A 16,464-nucleotide genomic window follows, 5' to 3' on the forward strand; every position below is an offset into this window, starting at 1 on the left:
CTGTAGCTTTCATCCAATTGGCTTTTATTAGTATCATTTTGGCAAGAATGCCATAGATAATTTTTAAACATGCTCTAAATCCGGATATTACATTGGGCGAAATTATAGGTATACTTTCACACTCTAATAGAAATATAGCCCTGTTATTACTGAAAATGGGTAGTTGAAAGGTATTGTAGTGCTCGAAGATATCAAGGAAATAATGTTTAAAACTGAGCTTTACAAGGTTGTAACTGCTACACAAGTAATGAAATCTCCTCCGGCGTCTATTGATCTTCTTAAAGATATGACTAGTGTGATGCGCAAAATAGATAAAAAGGCGCCTGGAACCTCCCGGTTGTACAACAAGGCCGGTATGTTGGTTTTATTTCAAAGTCAAGTATTTTTATGGCTTACCGTCAACTTCTCGTATAGCTTTCGGAACGTTGAGTATCAGAAGGGGATAACCCTGAATACATTGGCTGGTATATTTTGCTTCTATGTATTTAACTAATGAAGCTAATTCTAGTTGAAAAAGTAGGTGGAAATAGGCGCTACTCCTTTTTTCTGTACGTAAAATAGATATAAAACAAACAGATCAACTGCATTAGTTGATCTGTTTGTTTTGAAATGAATAACTTAATTAATCATTAAAAGCCTGATTTGCCGTAAGCTCTTGTGGTAGAGATATCGGCTTCATTACTTTGTCTGCCCTTCGTAAAGTGATCCCTGTCTCTATCCCAATATGGTTTATAGCCATAATGTGAGTGAACCTGTGAAATAAAATCTCTGGTAGGTTTTTTAGGCCAGTTATTTTCATCAAAGCCTGGCGCATTTTCAAGTACTTCTTTATCAATGTTCGCTACCAGTTTTTCCTTCATTTCATCAACTACAAACGCTTCCCATGGCATAGCAAAAAGCTTGTTACCCATGCCTAGAAAACCTCCAAAAGAAACGACTGCATAGGCGATATTACCAGATAATAAATCAATCATTAAGTCCTTCAGTTCTCCAAGATTCTCCCCTTTATTATTGATTATATTTGTCCCTTTCAGGCTCGATGCGGTTAACACACTACTGTACTCGTTGTCTCCTATAATTTTTCCATCAATATTCATAATCTCCTCCTTCTTTTTAAGTGAAACATCTATTTAAACGGCTTACTTTTTACAAATGCGTTCTATGTATACTATTCTACATAGTATGTATTTATATATACGAGATAATACTTAAAAAGTTATAAATGCTTGGTGGTAGCTTCTGTCAGGTAGTTGGGAATACAGGTAAGTATTAATAATCACAAATTAGTTTATTTATTGCCATAGATCCTTTTTTTTTGTCACTATTTGGCAAGATTTTGTTTGTGCTAAGTTACCTGGGTTACTTTTTTTAAGAGTTTTTATATGAACTTCTATCAATAATCTCTTGTTGTAAAAGAACATACCATATTAGAGAAATACTATTTTTATTAATCCCCAAAAAAAGGGAAGGAATGAGGAGACCGAATGAATTTATACACTACCAAACACAAACTATATTTATTTTTTTCAATATTACTTGCTACTGTAGTTTTAATAACTGCTATTTCCTGGGTTAGCCAACCTTTAGCCCGGGTAGCCAGTTCCCAATACTGGAGTATGGCTTCTTCATCTGATCAAATAAGCTTTTCTGATGAAAATAAGCCAGATCAAGTATATGCGATCACTGCTTATCAGGATTTGCTACAAAGTATCATTTGCGAAGGGCTAGATACCGCACTCGTACCTGCGTATTTTATCACAGATAATGTTAGAAGCTATGCTTACCAGTCCTTTATTGACTTTTATCGTCACAGAGAGTGCAAACCTGCCTGGAATAACTTACAGGGCCCTTTGCCTCAAGCAGATTCGTTGATAGCTGTTTTGCAGGCTGCACCTGAAGAGGGATTATTGTATACGTATTTTTTGGACAAGCTAACCCAGGCTGAACAGGAAGTTATTGAAAGTTTGTCGGGTACCACCTGGCCCGATTCTGTACAACTAGCCAAAATAGCCCATTTCGATTTTTTGCTCACTGGCAGCTATCTGACTTATGCTTCGCATTTATTATCAGGAAAAGTCGATCCCGATCAGTTTGATGTTACCTGGATTGCTCATCCCCGCAAGCGAAACTTAGCCCCCTTGCTTGAACAGGCTATCAGCACGAAAAATATAAAAGCTTCCTTAGAACAAGTGTTGCCTGCTTTTCCCCAATATGCTGCACTTAAACAAGCGTTAGCGCAATATACAGCTATTGCACAAAAGGGTGGCTGGCCTTCATTACCTGAAGACAAGATATTACAACTTGGCGACACTGCCGACATGATAGCTACTCTGAGACAGAGGCTTACTTTAACTAATGATTTACGTACTTCCACAGGTACTACAGATGGCAACATTTTTAATGAGGAGTTAGCAGAAGCAGTAAAAAAATATCAGCACAGGAATGGGTTGAAAGCAGATGGAATAGCCGGTAAAAACACAATTGCTCAGATGAATATTTCAGTAGAAAAGCGTTTGGAGCAAATACAAGTTAATTTGGAACGCCTTCGCTGGATGCCCGATACATTAGGTAAGCAGTATGTACTTGTAAACATTCCGGAATACAAACTACGTGTGGTAGAAGAGAGGCAGCAGGTATTGGAAATGAAGGTGATTGTAGGCCGTGAATACCATTCTACGCCTGTTTTTCGGGATAGTATCGAATATATAGAGTTTAGCCCTACCTGGACGGTGCCCTTGAGTATTGCCCGGAACGAGATTTTACCCATGTTAAAGAAAGATTCCAGTTACCTTGAAAAGGATGGTTTTATTGTATATGAAAACTGGCATTCCGACTCCTCGCAGCTTAACCCTTATCAGATAAAATGGAGGAAAATAAAGCCTGAAAATTTCACCTATCGGTTAGTGCAGCCGCCCGGACCAAGTAATCCATTAGGACAAGTAAAATTCATGTTTCCTAATCCTCTGGCAATTTACCTTCACGATACACCAAGTCAGCGGCTGTTCAATAAGAAAAACAGGGCTTTCAGTCATGGATGTGTCCGGGTAAGCAAACCAGTAGCATTAGCACGTTACTTACTGAAAGACTTAGCGAATTGGGATGAGCAGCGTATAGAGAAAAATATGAATAGGCAAGAACCCAAAGTTGTCTCCTTACCAGAAACTATACCCGTTCAATTTATTTACCAAACTGCCTTTGTAGATGAAGATAACTTGGTAAACTTCCGGAAGGATGTTTATGGACATGACTCTCTTCAGATAACTACTATTCAGTAATTTATAAAGAACTCAAATCTGCAAATTGATTTAAACTCCCGCCATAATTCAACATAAACTGTCATCATTAGCCTACAAAATGAATAGCTAGTTGCTGTTTACCTGTTTTAGAAAAGATCAATGACAAAATGAGCCTGTTTCTTACCTGTCTACTCACTTTGTTAGGTAGGTAGCTAATAAAGAAAGATGAAATCCTTGGTTATTATATTCTTTCTTTGTACCTCACTTACCTGCTTTGGGCAGATGACCAAAGATACAGAGCCTACGGCTCCTGCGTATTTTTTCACGCCCACTCCAGATAGCCTCGACTACAGGCTTGAAGCCAGGGTATATATGGCTGAAAACGCTAAACAAAAAACCTATCACTTCACGCAGACTTGTCAGGCTTTGAAGAGATACAAACAAATGCTTGTTGCCTTAAGAGAATCAGAAGCCAGCCAAGAAAAACTTCTTAGGGCTTGTCAGAAGTGTAGCAAAAAATAACAAAGCTCACTTTAAGCTTCATTGTTGGAATCGTAGTTATATAAAGCGCGGACGGTACAGGGTTGGATTAGCTTTTAGCTCATTTACAAAATCAAATGCATTAACAATATAACTTCTCAGAAGCTCTCCGGGAGCTGATAAGTGGGGATGGGCTTTTAGCGGTGCATAAGAATTTTTCTTTTTATAAAGGAACAAGATGTATTAGGAATAAGTTATATTACCAAAAACGATCAGTATTTTCCTTCCTATAGTTATAATTCCCAACACCCTTTATTTTTTCTCATTTATCTCCCTCATTATTTCTGCAAATACTCTGGCAGATTTTATTCGATCCTGTATATCATACATGGTAGATACAGCAATCAGTTCGTCCACATTTGTTTGATCAAGAAATGCTTTCACTTGACTTTTGACCGTTTGTTTACTTCCTACAAAAGAATACTTCAGCATTTGATGGAGGGCAGGATGTTGTAGCATTTCTTTTAAATCATCACTCATTTCTGTTGGTGGGTACAGTGGATCTCTTTTTCCGGTTAATACACCCACAAACATTCTGATTAAGCTGGTAAACAACCTTTCTGCTTCTTCATCGGTATCTGCAATATAGACATTTACTCCAGCCATTGTATAAGGTTGTTGTAGCACCTGGGAAGGCTGAAATTCAGCCTTATAAATGTTTAAAGCGTCTAATAAGTAGGTAGAGGCAAAGTGGCTGGCAAACGCATAGGGCAATCCCTTTTTTGCTGCTAAATGGGCACTGTCTGTACTTGACCCTAGTATATACAGAGGTACATGTGTGCCTTCCGCAATGGGAGCTCTTACTTTTGAATCTTTGTTTTCCACCGAAAAGTACCGCTCGATTTTAGCCACTTCTTCGGGAAATGAATGCGCTGCCTGCATAAAGTCTGAACGGATGGCTTGCGCTGTTTGCCCGTCTGTACCAGGCGCTCTACCAAGACCCAAATCAATGCGCTTTGGATATAAATGAGCCAAGGTGCCAAACTGTTCGGCTATAATCAAGGGAGAGTGGTTGGGAAGCATGATACCACCCGAACCGACTCTGATGCTATGGGTATTTTCGGCTACGTAGCCTATAAGGAGGGAAGTAGCGCTGCTGCCTATATTATCTGAGTTATGATGTTCGGCAAACCAAATGCGTTTGTAGTTAGATGCTTCCGCTTCTTTGCCTATTGCCAATGAATTATGCAGGGTCTGTTGTATACTGTCCCCTTGCGAAACAATGGCAAGTTCTAAAATAGAATAGGCGATGTGAGGTTTATGCATAAATCCAATACAATAAGTTTTAATTTTTTTCCACTTCTCAGAGTTGCAACAAATTATCGAGACTCTTCTTGCTGCATAAGTATATTTGCAAGAGAGGTTAATTATTTGTCGAAATGATTTTTACTTCAATGTTATTTCTGGTAGCGTTCGAGTAAGGACATACCTGATGTGCGCGTTCAGTTAGCCGCTGTGCTTCTTCAATAGATATATCCGAAATATTTACTGCTAGTTCTACGGCTAATCCAAATGCCCCATTCTGAATGGGTCCAATGGACACTTTTGCAGTCACTGAGGTTGCTCCTGTCTTTACCTTTTCTTGCCGGATGATATGATTCAGAGCACTGTCAAAACAAGCTGCGTAGCCCGCCGCAAAGAGTTGTTCAGGATTGGTGTATTCGTCAGTAGAACCACCCATTGCCTTTGGAGCCCTTACTTGTAAATCTAGTATGCCATTGTCTGATTTTACATGTCCATTTCTGCCGCCTGTCGCCGTTGCTACAGCTGTGTAGATTATTTTCATTGTTGTTTAATTTTAGTAATAATTAAGTAATTATGTTTTGCTCAATTATATTGTGTGCAATATAATAAAGGAAAAAAAAGCCTCTAAACACGCTTTATGTGCATAGCTGCTACCTTTGACCTTACTTTCTGTAATGCAAGATTTTCTTAGTGATGGCCTTCAGTGTTTCAAACTCTTCTACCGTAAGTCCTAAGTGCTTGGATACTAAAGTTGGAATAGGCTCTGCTTTATCTTTTAATTGATTTCCTTTATACGTTAAGCTAATCTCAACCACCCGTTCATCAACAGCACTTCTTTGTCTGTGGACAAGATCTTTGCTTTCCATTCTTTTGAGAAGTGGAGTTAGAGTACCGCTATCCAAAAGGAGTTTATCACCTAACTGATTAACGGATTGATTTTGTTGTTCCCATAAAACTAAAAGCACCAGGTATTGCGGATAGGTAAGATCAAGTTCGACAAGGAATTGATTATACAACTGAGTAATCTCCCTCGATGCAGCGTATAAAGGAAAACAAACTTGATCGTCTAATTTTAATAAATCTGTCATGGCTATTAGTTAAAAAGTTTAGCAAATATACTAAATATATTGTATACAATCAAATTGTTTGCAATATATTTAAATCAATCTTATATAATCATCTATGTTGCTGTATCTAAATGGGAAAAAATATCAGGTGCAGCTATGCTTGAAGAGTTTCTTGTTCTGAATATAAATTGACAAAAGCCTAGCTATTATACTATTTATATTTAATAGTAAATGGCAAAAGTGGGAATAACATTTCTACCTATGAAGTCATAGCAGCCATAGTTTCTTTACCAGCTCAGGTTAAGATTTACTTGAAAAAGGGAGTTAAATTAATCAATAGCCAAAAGTAATTTTAAAATTAGCTTTGAAATTTACATACCTGATGTATATTCATAGCCTATAAATTTAACCCACTGTTAAGCCTTTCGAGAGTGCTGTCAGACTGCCACTTTTGGTACGCCATTAATATAAAAGGAACTTTTGGAGGATGGTACAGACAAAAAGCTCATCCGTCTTCTTACAAAGGAATATGCAATGGCCCCTGCGCTGCACCTGGCTGCCTTACTCATTTGTTTGTGGAGTGTTCCGTTTAGTATTATTCCCGTTTTGTTATTGTACGTCTATTTTGCCTTACCATGGATGGGTGAAAAAAGGGTAAAATAGAAGAACAATCCAATGGAGTATAGGCAAGCATAGACACCTATTTATTTGTAACATTTTAATTAAAACTACCGATCATGAATACAAGTAATTATCAATTGGAACCGGTTACGAATGTAAGCAATACTCAACTGGAACAAGTGTTTTCGGACGATACCTACCAGCTAACCGGTATGGCTGTATCAAAGGATGGCCGTGTGTTTACCTATTATCCTTTATGACCAGGACCACACAAATGGGGCGTGGTTGAAATTGTTGGGACTGATGCATGCCGGCCTTACCCGGATGAACAGTGGAACAGCTGGAAGGAAGGTGACGAGGGAAAGAATAAATGGGTTTGTGTGCAGGCGGTGTATGTCGATGAGGAGAATTATCTATGGGTGGTGGACCCGGCTTGTCCAAATATGGAACAAGTATATGACAATAGTTTTAAGCTGGTAAAATTCAACCTGGCTACCAATATCATTGAAAGAGTATACTACTTTGAGGATGTACTGAGTGATAAAAGCTATTGGCTACTATTCAGGGCCTGGTGAATTTAATACAAATTAGAAAAGAAGACCGGGAGATCGACCATCTTGTTCAATTAATTAGTTCTCATGCTAAAAAGCTCGATGCAAGACTGTATCAATTATTGTACATTACGGAAGTAGATAAAATTGTAGAAGAACCTACCTACAGTTTTTATTTTGAGCAATTAGAGACCCATCTACGACAGGTGATTGAAAAAAACTCTATTAGTAATTCTATGGAATTATACGTGAAGGCTCCTGCTGAACAGATTTCTGGCTATAACGAATTGTTGATAAATGGTGTTTTAACCAATCTGATTTTACATTTATTATCTTTACCTAAAAACAATTCTAATTGTTATATCAAACTTCTTGCTAATTTACACTCACAGGCTTTACATATAAAAATCAAAATAAAAGGATTCATAGCCGACTCAGATGTTCAGGAAAGCATTGATAACAGTGGTGCATCTATGTATACGAATATAATGCGGTATTCCAAACTGGCTCATTTTTTTGCTGCTCAAAAACTGGCGCTTAAACTCAAAGCTATAATAAATATATATTTTATTGAAGGAGATTATCAGCAAATTTCCTTAACCATACCAAAGACACGGTAACCAGAAATGTAAAAAAGCTCCATTGTAACATACTATCGTTTTGGGTTGCCGCAATTTGATGGACACTAAGTTTAACTCAGGCAACCATCTTGTACTTCCACTTTTTTCAAATTGTTCTGAACTCAAATACTCTATTAAAGAATGTCTCCTTTTTGGATTGTACCAACTGTAAATGTGACAAAAATATCCTGCTTAGCCTCTTTGTGACTTTTGTATTGCCGATGATAAACTAATTCCTATTTCAAAGTAGTAAAGAAACTTTTCATCCCAACATTGTCATAACAATTTCCTCTTCGACTCATCCAACAAGTAATGTTACATTTGTCTAATAAATATTGATAGTCATAGATACATTACTGGCTACCTCGATCAGAGTGATGTAACAGACCTAATTAAGGAGGCTGTAACTGTACAGCCATTTGGAGGGTTCTGATGACTAACACTATTTCCAAACGCTGACCCATTAACTAGCCCACCACTTTTCTGGAAAACAAATCTAGTATTACAGCCAGATATAGTCAGCCTTCTATTGTCCACACATAAGTAATATCCCTTACCCACTTTTCATTAGGCTTACTAGCTACAAAATTTCGTTTTAATTTATTTTTTGCCACTGGTATCTGGTGCTTAGAATCTGTAGTACAAATAACGTATGCGTCCGGTAAAACAGCCTTGATTTGTGATGAGCAGCACTCCTAAATTTAGGAGAAAAAACAATGACACGAATCAGAACTGAAAAGGAAATGTTTCCGCTGGTAGCCGAGTGGCTAGCAAGCGGCATCAGCCAAAAAGAGTTTGGCCAAAGACATGGATTTGCGCTACATATTATGCCCTATTGGGTGAGTAGGTACCGGAAGGGGCATGGATCAACTCAACTCACACCTGCTACAAGCACAGGATTTATTCAATTATCCACTCCCCAAGCCACGGTAAGACCTATGAAAGTGGCTTTACCTTCCGGAACAGTCATCCGTTTTTCCTCCCTGATTCCGGTAAGTTACCTACACGAGTTACTCACTTCATGTTCGCGTTAACAGCCTCGCAACGATTCTTTCTTTATGGGCAGGCAGTGGATATGCGTAAAAGTTTTGATGCCTTAAGTGGGATTGTCTCAGGACAGATGAAAAAAGATGTATTGTCAGGCGATGTGTATATTTTTATAGGCAAGAGTAGAGATAAGATCAAACTCATAGTATGGGAAAAGGGGGGCTTTGTTTTATACTACAAGCGCTTGGAAGCAGGCACTTTCCATTTGCCCAGGGTTGGACAATGGAGTTTATCTTACAGCGAGCTGTGTTTGTTGATTGAAGGTGTAGAAGTGGAAGTCAAACACCGGCATAAACGTTATGGAGGCCCTGCTGAAAAAACAGCCACGCCTGCTTGATAACTACAGCAGCAAGATTTATCTTGTAGAGATCAAGCACGATTGCTATGTCTGCTGCTACGCCCATTTTATCTACTACCCAACAACAAGCCTTATTAGAGGAGAATGAGCAATTGCGAGAGGAAATCAAAGAACTCAAACGGCTTATCTTTGGTAGTAAAAGGGAACGTTTTGTGCCACAAGTTGATGCTGCACAACTGAGTCTAGAGTTAACTTCCTCAAGTGGCCAACCTGCTGTAGTGGTCAAGCAGACCGTCAGCTATGAGAGAGCAGTCAAACAAATAGCTAAAAAAGCCATTCGCGGAGGTTTTCCTTCGCATCTGCCTCGAGTAGATGTAATTCTAGAGCCCAAGGAAGATGTAAGTAGCATGCGTAAAATCGGCGAAGAAATCACCGAGGAGTTAGATTTAAAGCCTGCCTCTTTGTTTGTCCGCCGCGGACCTGCCGATCAAATCGTGCATTTCATATCTTAGAGAAAAAAGAAGAAAGCACAATTTTGCAAGCAAAGAAACCGAAAGCAGAACAGGTAATTGGATCGTGCATTAAGTACACCTCCTTTAGGTGATACTGTACCTCAGGTATATCCTCTCTACTTTCCTTTCCAGAATCTGAACAGTACTTAAGGATAGCGTTTAGCCTAATCCTGTATAAACTATGAGATAAGATGATAGAAAGGAAACCGGAATCTGATGTTATAGTATTCACCTTTGACCTTTTCCCATGAGCAAACTTAAACAATCCGTAGGCTTTGATTTATCTAAGGACAGATTAGATGTGTGTTTTTCAATCATTGATACTTCTCAAAAAGTAACTATCAAGGCTACCCATAAATTTGCCAATCAACTATCGGGTTTTCAAGAGCTTGATAAATGGGTTGCTAAACACAGCGATCCGGTCTTACCTCTAGTTTATGTCATGGAAGCTACTGGCGTTTATTATGAGCAGCTAGCCTGGTATCTGTATGGGAGAGCACAAAAAGTAAGTGTGATCCTACCTACTAAGGGGCGGCAGTATGCTCAAAGTTTAGGCCTTAAAAGTAAGAATGATAAGATTGATGCTGTTGGGCTAGCTCGTATGGGGGCTGAGCAAAACCTTCCCCTATGGCAACCTATGAGTAAAGTTTTCTGCCATCTGCGCATCTTAACTCGCGAGCATGAAAGCTTACAGCAGACTAAAAACATACTCAATAATCAATTACATGCCTTATCTCATGCGCAGTTTAAGAGTAAATCCACTCAGAAAAGGCTACTTTCGATGATTAAATTGATAGACAAGCAACTTGAAAGTATTGGGCAAGAAATACATCACATAGTCGAATCAGATGCAGAATTGAAAAGAAAGCTGCAGTATATCACCCAGATCAAAGGAGTAGGGATGCTAAGTGCCGTCACCATAATTGCCGAGACAAACGGTTTTACCTTGTTTGAAAATCAAAAACAGTTAATCAGTTATGCCGGCTATGATGTGATAGAAAAGCAATCCGGAAAACGAATAGGAAAAACCAAAATATCTAAGAAAGGGAATTATCGAATCAGACGTATTCTACATTTACCTGCATTTAATGTGGTCCGATATGAAAGAGGCAGTTTTAAAATTTTCTTTGACAGGTTGATAGATAAAGGAAAAAAGAAGATGCAAGCCTATGTTGCCATACAAAAAAAGCTGTTGGTGGTCATGTATACCCTGTGGAAGAAGGATACACCTTTTAATGCGAATCATGAAATTAAAACTGCTTCCGGTAATAAGGAGCCAAAGCCTCTCTTTCCGGTGGTTTTCAAAGAAAACCAACTCACTCCATCTACATCAAAAGAAGTAGCCCCGACAAGCAGGGCTACACAAGATGAACTTCCCTGCAACAAGTCGCCTGAAGCTCTCTTTCCGGTCAGACAAAGGTATTAAAATATTTATATCCTAAAACTTGTTTTTAAAGACAGTACCTGAGGTCCACATCCGTCCCCGTAATGTAAGCAAAGAAGAAACTTTCCATATCGCTTCTTTACCCACACGCCCCATAGAAAAAGGCATGCCCGGTGTAGATCTGCTCTCCCAACTGATCACCGATAAGTTTGTCTATCATCTGCCTTTCTATCGGCAGGCACAGCGTTATGAGCAGTTAGGTATGAAAATTCCTGCCTCCACTTTGGATGGTTGGTTTGAAGGGGCTTGCTCCTTGCTTGAACCCCTCTATCAAGCCTCACGCTTGCAGATACTCTCAGCTACCTGCAAGGGGACGAGACACCTATCGTAGTCCTAGATAAACAAAAGAAGGGAGACACCCACCAAGGCTACCATTGGGTGTATTATTCACCAGAACAAAGGCTCGTGCTGTTTGATTACCAACCCGGCAGAGGCAAAGATGGCCCGGGTAAACTGCTCAAAGACTACAAGGGTTATCTGCAGACAGATGGCTACGCAGCCTATGATCAATTTGAGGCAAGAGAAGATATCGTTTTAGTGGGATGTATGGCCCATGCCCGCAGATATTTTGAGCATGCTTTAGAAAACGACAAAGTAAGAGCAGAGAAAGTGCTGCTGTGGATGCAAGCACTGTACGCGCTAGAAAGAGAAGCTAGGGAGAAAAACCTCTCTGTAGAGGATCGTTATCTATTGCGCCAACAAAAAGCTCGTCCCATCATGGATCTGCTTGGGGAATGGCTTGTAGAAGAGCATAGCAAAGTACTGCCTAAAAGTGCCATAGGCAAGGCTATCTATTATTTGCTAGCCCGCTACAATAAGATCTATCTGTATGTAGAAGATGGCAGATTAGAAATAGACAACAATCCGGTGGAAAACGCTATTCGGCCCATAGCTTTGGGTAGGAAAAATTATTTATTTGCCGTGCGCCATGCCGGAGCACAACGGGCGGCTATCGTTTACAGTCTGCTGGGCAGCTGTAAACTGCAAGGCATCAATGCCCATGAATACGTACAAGATGTCCTACAAAGATTACCTGACCATCCCATCAACCAACTCAAAGAGTTGTTGCCTCCTTTCTGGAAAAAATCTAATATATCGCCTGTACCGGAAATATGACCTGCTACTTTACCGGACGGATACCAAATAACAATTCTTTTTCTTTTGGCAACTTTAGTGTTTCCTGGTCCCGAAAATGATTTCTCTCCATCCTGGTTTAACTCTTGCTTCTAGCGCTGTAATACCCTTAAATGAAGGCCGACTCAGGAGTAGGTACGGCAGCTGTACACCCAAAAGAAGGAAGATATCCTAGCCAGAAACTAAAGTTTTATCCAATGGAAGAGGAAGCATTCTCTGTCTTGACTCTCAGGTTACAAAATATCAGAGCTTTACTATTGATAAGGACCCTTTTTATGTGCTTGTATCAATTTGCTACAATAAACCAGTATAAATCTTAATTTACATCTAAAGCAAATAGACAAAACATCTATCTAGCTTTAGTATCATTACGTTTTAAATTGCATGGTCTAGTATTTGCCATTATACAATTAAGACTTTGAGCATTGAGAAAGATTAATTGCTAAATTGAATTATAGTTGATTTTTCTTCTGGCGATTTTCATAGTATTAACTCTTCAATATCTTGAAATTACCTTTATGAGCTACTTGCCTGACTGTTCTTATAGATGCTTTACAAGCTGAGTTCAATACAATAACGTGAGTTCGATATAAGAGAGATAGGAAAAACATAGCTTTTCAAGTAGTTTGGGATACCACTCACCTCACTCCCGAAAAGCTATGAAAATCATATGAATCAGTTCCGATTCATTCATTTTTTGTCAAGTTGATGATTTTTGGAAACAGTTTCAAGTCCTACGGGAGAAAAGCTTGTTGGAAACAGGTATAATTAAACGACACAAGGCCTGCAAACTATCAATGTGTGAAGTGATGACAATTGTGATTCTATTTCACTTTTCCCGCTATCGTTGTTTCAAAGATTATTATGAAAAACTAGTTATGAAAGGCTATAAGAAATACTTTCCTTCCCTAGTTAGCTACAATCGCTTCACTGAACTCATGCAGAGTTGTGCCTTTGGCTCTTTTTATGACTAGCCAACGATTAAGTAAAACCCAAGGTATTGCTTTTGTGGATTCTACTAAGCTGGAGGTATGTGAAAACCCACGTATTGCTCAGCACCTGGTCTTTGCCGACATTGCTCAAAGAGGTAAAACTTATGAATCATGAACAATTCATTGGGCTGGTTCTATGGCTTCAAGTTGCATTTAGTGGTCAATCATCTAGGCGAGATTCTCTCTTTTTGTATTACTACCGGCAACACCGATGATAGAAATCCGGCCGTCATCGATCAACTTACCAAAGGTTTATGGGGAAGCTTTATGGAGACAAAGGCTACATAAGTGAACCACTAAGGGTAAAATTGAGAGAAAAAGGCATTGAGCTGGTTACCAAGATTAAAAGCAATATGAAAAACAAATTGCTCCCTCTGTTGGATAAACTTATGCTTAGAAAGAGAGCTTTGATTAAATCAGTCTATGACTTTTTGAAAAACACTTGCCAAATTCATCATACCAGACACCGTAGTAAGAATAATTGGTTTGTTAACTTGGTTTCAGGATTGGTTGCTTACAGTTATCTGCCTAAGAAACCAAGATTAAAATTTGCAACTGCCACAGAATTTAATCGAACATTAGTACTTGTTTAACTTAGCTTTATCGAGTTGACGTTACAATACCAACCTGTTTTCGTGTACAAGAGTATCTATAGATTCAATTTTTCAGCATAAGTTTGCTTGCACTCTTATGTAAGAAATAAGTTCAATACCAATATTGAAATGGGGAATTTTTGAGTAGAAGAATATTTTAATCGTATAAATACACAGTTTTGTCGAAAAACATCCCTTTTAATAGTAATCCAGGTATCAATTTTGTTGCCTAAACAGTACTTTTGCTACGTAAGATTTTGATTATTTGATCTACTTTTTTGGGTAGTAAAAGTGCTGTCGTTACTATTATTTAAATTTCTACCTTATGTGTATAGTTTTGAATTTACTCGTTTATTTTTAGATCTGTTTTACAGAATAGAAGAAATAAGGATTGTTTTTCATTCTTATACTTTCCATACTTGCTAAACTTCTTTTCACAAATAAGTAGCAAAGATCGGTCCTTGCGTCTATTGAGTTTAGTTGTGAAGTTAATCGTATGATAATTTGATATTGTACGCACTTTGCTCATATATTCTCTATTGTTCAATTCAAAACATTGATTACCTATCATTGAAACGCGTGTTTTGAATCTGCCTCCCTGTTAGCCCTTTTGTTAAATGATTGGTACTGATAGCAGTACCTCTATTCAATTCTATTGCTTTATGTTTAGATAAATTTATTTGATGAATATTATAACATATTGATAGTCAGTAATTTAAACTACTAAAATAAAGTAATGATTAATGTTAAATGTTATACCAGCTTCTTCATTCCACTTACTTTCAGAAAAACCTTTGAGTCAAATTTTTAGCTACTATGAAAAAAACTATTACACCAAGTTTTACAAAATTAACAGAGGGATTACTGTTCCATTACATTAAAGTTATACTTCTGGCTTTAAGTATACTTAATGGAACAAAACCACTGGCTTTGGCAAACAGTAACTTTACAAATGCCTATTCTTATTTACCTCTAATAAATGACAAAAGCTGGCAACAATCTACTGCAGATGTCAGTAAGCCAATTGCCTTACTTATTCCCTCAACAGCTTCAACGAATGTGAGCATAAGTGCAAATCTGGAGCTGGAGTTTAATGAGCCCATATATAAAGGTAGCGGGCAGATTATAGTAAAATATGGTAGCAGCTCACAAACAATTGATGTAGGAAGCAACCTGGTATCTATCGTCAATGGAAACAAAGTAATCATCAATCCAGCTGATTTTCCGTACGGAGCAACTATTGGCGTGGTGGTACCTTCCACAGCTTTCAGAGATGGAGCAACCAACTATTTTGATGGTACTACTGAACACAACTGGAGCTTTGCCACCATCAATTCAACTATCTGTTCTCCCTTATCCATACTACCGTGTTCAGCTATTCCAGTGAATCTACCATTGAACCTTAGTTTTGATGGCAACGCTACTGGTCTGAAAAATACGGGATTCACTATGGTGGATGCTCCTTCTGCCCGTATTGCAGCAGATGGAATTCCTACCTATACTACTGTACCAGGGTATGAACCAGGCAAAATCAGCCTGACAGGCGGGCAATTGGTAATTACATCTAATAAAGGCATTCAGTATTCGCAGCCTACAGGCAGCCCCAGTAGTAGCGAAACCAATTCACAAATCAATGCCCTTGGTGTAGGATTTAATGGAAACACACCTGTTACATTACAAACCAAGCTGGTTCGTCTGGATTTTTCTACAAGCAGTGGATCTAACTCTCAGCAGGCAGGTGTATGGTTTGGATTGAATGAAAACAACTATATAAAATCTGCCATTGTACGGGATGGAACAGGAGATAGTGGGATGATCCAGTTATATATTGAGCAAACCAATTCTTCAGGATCGTTAATCATAGGAAACAACGATGGGGTCTATGAATTCCGTTCAGGAAGCATATCAAACCTTTCTACAAAAAATGTAACCCTGAAATTAGTGCTTGATCCAGTGGCCCGTACAGCAAAAGCTATGTATATAGTAGAGGGCTCAGCTGAGATAGCGGTAGGCACCATACAAAATGTACCTGCTAAGTTTTTCGCTGGAGCAGACCATGACAGGAATTCAGTAACCAACAGCATTAGTTATGGCGGCGTATTTGCTACGCATCGCAAGGCAACTACCCCTTTTCCTGCTAGATTTGAAGACTTTACTATTTCTACTGCTACATCTACGGCTAACAATCCACCCGTAGTAGTAACTGCTCCCCAAAATCAGCGTGTAAAAACGGCTACCTCTATTAATTTCTCTGCAGGTAGTTATGCTGATCCGGATGCTGGCGACGGTCTCACATACCGGGCAACATTGGAAAACGGAGCCGCAATACCCAGCTGGCTGCAGTTTAATACGTCTTCGCTGACTTTCAGCGGAACAAGCCCTAATGCAAGTGGAACCTATGCTATTAAAATTACAGCTACTGATACAAAGAATGCCTCTACAAGTGCTTCTTTCTCACTGGTTGTCGAAGCAAGCACAACACTTACCCCTTGTTCACCCATTAGTACACTGCCTTGTCCACAGGTAGTGGTTTCCCTTGCCTCCCCGTTTGTGCTGGAGTTTAA

General features: G+C 38.8%; 15 protein-coding genes and 3 pseudogenes. 13 read left to right on the plus strand and 5 right to left on the minus strand.

Features of this window, described 5'->3' with window-relative positions:
• Positions 1 to 629: 629 nt before the first annotated feature.
• Complete coding sequence (locus Q0590_RS34835) at positions 630 to 1,097, minus strand: PRC-barrel domain-containing protein (protein ID WP_302042300.1); 468 nt, start codon at positions 1,095 to 1,097, stop codon at positions 630 to 632.
• A 519-nt stretch (positions 1,098 to 1,616) separates the two neighbouring features.
• Here Q0590_RS34835 and Q0590_RS34840 point away from each other — a divergent pair.
• Positions 1,617 to 3,275, plus strand: a complete 1,659-nt coding sequence (locus Q0590_RS34840; RefSeq protein WP_302042301.1) for a L,D-transpeptidase family protein — start codon at positions 1,617 to 1,619, stop codon at positions 3,273 to 3,275.
• Between the two features lie 243 nt (positions 3,276 to 3,518).
• On the plus strand, positions 3,519 to 3,758 hold the full coding sequence (locus tag Q0590_RS34845) for a hypothetical protein (protein ID WP_302042302.1): 240 nt from the start codon (positions 3,519 to 3,521) through the stop codon (positions 3,756 to 3,758).
• Between the two features lie 270 nt (positions 3,759 to 4,028).
• Here Q0590_RS34845 and Q0590_RS34850 read toward each other — a convergent pair whose 3' ends face one another.
• The 3 genes from Q0590_RS34850 to Q0590_RS34860 form a co-directional block, all read right to left on the minus strand.
• The gene (locus Q0590_RS34850; RefSeq protein ID WP_302042303.1) at positions 4,029 to 5,042 is read right to left on the minus strand and encodes an LLM class flavin-dependent oxidoreductase; all 1,014 of its coding nucleotides are present in this window, start codon (positions 5,040 to 5,042) and stop codon (positions 4,029 to 4,031) included.
• Positions 5,043 to 5,139: 97 nt separating this feature from the next.
• Positions 5,140 to 5,562, minus strand: coding sequence for an organic hydroperoxide resistance protein (locus Q0590_RS34855; protein ID WP_302042304.1), 423 nt, complete (start codon positions 5,560 to 5,562; stop codon positions 5,140 to 5,142).
• Between the two features lie 121 nt (positions 5,563 to 5,683).
• Positions 5,684 to 6,109, minus strand: a complete 426-nt coding sequence (locus Q0590_RS34860) for a MarR family winged helix-turn-helix transcriptional regulator (RefSeq protein WP_302042305.1) — start codon at positions 6,107 to 6,109, stop codon at positions 5,684 to 5,686.
• A 716-nt stretch (positions 6,110 to 6,825) separates the two neighbouring features.
• Here Q0590_RS34860 and Q0590_RS34865 point away from each other — a divergent pair.
• Genes Q0590_RS34865 through Q0590_RS34875 form a run of 3 tightly spaced genes read left to right on the plus strand, consistent with a single transcriptional unit; the run spans position 6,826 to position 7,880 of the window.
• Entirely contained in the window at positions 6,826 to 6,969 is a 144-nt protein-coding gene (locus tag Q0590_RS34865; RefSeq protein WP_302042306.1) for a hypothetical protein, read from the plus strand.
• Between the two features lie 21 nt (positions 6,970 to 6,990).
• Complete coding sequence (locus Q0590_RS34870) at positions 6,991 to 7,284, plus strand: hypothetical protein (RefSeq protein WP_302042307.1); 294 nt, start codon at positions 6,991 to 6,993, stop codon at positions 7,282 to 7,284.
• Entirely contained in the window at positions 7,260 to 7,880 is a 621-nt protein-coding gene (locus Q0590_RS34875; RefSeq protein ID WP_302042308.1) for a hypothetical protein, read from the plus strand. The genes Q0590_RS34870 and Q0590_RS34875 overlap by 25 nt, the downstream gene beginning before the upstream one ends.
• Positions 7,881 to 7,982: 102 nt before the next feature.
• Here Q0590_RS34875 and Q0590_RS37810 read toward each other — a convergent pair.
• A pseudogene (locus Q0590_RS37810) lies at positions 7,983 to 8,521 on the minus strand (IS3 family transposase); the annotation flags it as partial.
• A 75-nt stretch (positions 8,522 to 8,596) separates the two neighbouring features.
• Between Q0590_RS37810 and tnpA the strand changes: the two are divergent.
• The 8 genes and pseudogenes from tnpA to Q0590_RS34915 all read left to right on the plus strand — a co-directional run.
• Entirely contained in the window at positions 8,597 to 8,914 is a 318-nt protein-coding gene (tnpA, locus tag Q0590_RS34880) for an IS66 family insertion sequence element accessory protein TnpA (RefSeq protein WP_302042309.1), read from the plus strand.
• The gene (gene tnpB / locus Q0590_RS34885) at positions 8,902 to 9,264 is read left to right on the plus strand and encodes an IS66 family insertion sequence element accessory protein TnpB (protein WP_302042310.1); all 363 of its coding nucleotides are present in this window, start codon (positions 8,902 to 8,904) and stop codon (positions 9,262 to 9,264) included. Before tnpA ends, tnpB begins: the two co-directional genes overlap by 13 nt.
• Positions 9,265 to 9,311: 47 nt before the next feature.
• A complete protein-coding gene (locus Q0590_RS34890; protein WP_302042311.1) occupies positions 9,312 to 9,737 on the plus strand; it encodes an IS66 family transposase in 426 nt (141 codons plus the stop codon).
• Positions 9,738 to 9,984: 247 nt separating this feature from the next.
• Entirely contained in the window at positions 9,985 to 11,163 is a 1,179-nt protein-coding gene (locus Q0590_RS34895; protein WP_302042312.1) for a transposase, read from the plus strand.
• Positions 11,164 to 11,287: 124 nt separating this feature from the next.
• Positions 11,288 to 12,153: pseudogene (tnpC, locus tag Q0590_RS34900) on the plus strand (IS66 family transposase); the annotation flags it as partial.
• Positions 12,148 to 12,297: a transposase domain-containing protein gene (locus Q0590_RS34905; protein WP_302042314.1), complete on the plus strand. Its 150-nt coding sequence runs from the start codon at positions 12,148 to 12,150 to the stop codon at positions 12,295 to 12,297. The pseudogene tnpC and the gene Q0590_RS34905, both read left to right, overlap by 6 nt.
• 710 nt (positions 12,298 to 13,007) lie before the next feature.
• Positions 13,008 to 13,900, plus strand: a pseudogene (locus Q0590_RS34910) (IS982 family transposase).
• Positions 13,901 to 14,716: 816 nt separating this feature from the next.
• The coding region (locus Q0590_RS34915) for a putative Ig domain-containing protein (protein WP_302042313.1) at positions 14,717 to 16,464 on the plus strand (1,748 nt) is incomplete at its 3' end.

This window comes from Rhodocytophaga aerolata, assembly GCF_030503435.1.
GTDB lineage: Bacteria > Bacteroidota > Bacteroidia > Cytophagales > 172606-1 > Rhodocytophaga > Rhodocytophaga aerolata.

What these genes read in the sequence shown, in the direction of transcription:
- Q0590_RS34835 (WP_302042300.1), bottom strand. Translation starts at nt 1,097, where the DNA reads ATGAATATTGATGGAAAAATTATAGGAGACAACGAGTACAGTAGTGTG.
- Q0590_RS34855 (WP_302042304.1), bottom strand. Translation starts at nt 5,562, where the DNA reads ATGAAAATAATCTACACAGCTGTAGCAACGGCGACAGGCGGCAGAAAT.
- tnpB (WP_302042310.1), top strand. Translation starts at nt 8,902, where the DNA reads ATGTTCGCGTTAACAGCCTCGCAACGATTCTTTCTTTATGGGCAGGCA.
- tnpA (WP_302042309.1), top strand. Translation starts at nt 8,597, where the DNA reads ATGACACGAATCAGAACTGAAAAGGAAATGTTTCCGCTGGTAGCCGAG.
- Q0590_RS34895 (WP_302042312.1), top strand. Translation starts at nt 9,985, where the DNA reads ATGAGCAAACTTAAACAATCCGTAGGCTTTGATTTATCTAAGGACAGA.
- Q0590_RS34850 (WP_302042303.1), bottom strand. Translation starts at nt 5,042, where the DNA reads ATGCATAAACCTCACATCGCCTATTCTATTTTAGAACTTGCCATTGTT.
- Q0590_RS34860 (WP_302042305.1), bottom strand. Translation starts at nt 6,109, where the DNA reads ATGACAGATTTATTAAAATTAGACGATCAAGTTTGTTTTCCTTTATAC.
- Q0590_RS34865 (WP_302042306.1), top strand. Translation starts at nt 6,826, where the DNA reads ATGAATACAAGTAATTATCAATTGGAACCGGTTACGAATGTAAGCAAT.
- Q0590_RS34840 (WP_302042301.1), top strand. Translation starts at nt 1,617, where the DNA reads ATGGCTTCTTCATCTGATCAAATAAGCTTTTCTGATGAAAATAAGCCA.
- Q0590_RS34845 (WP_302042302.1), top strand. Translation starts at nt 3,519, where the DNA reads ATGACCAAAGATACAGAGCCTACGGCTCCTGCGTATTTTTTCACGCCC.
- Q0590_RS34890 (WP_302042311.1), top strand. Translation starts at nt 9,312, where the DNA reads ATGTCTGCTGCTACGCCCATTTTATCTACTACCCAACAACAAGCCTTA.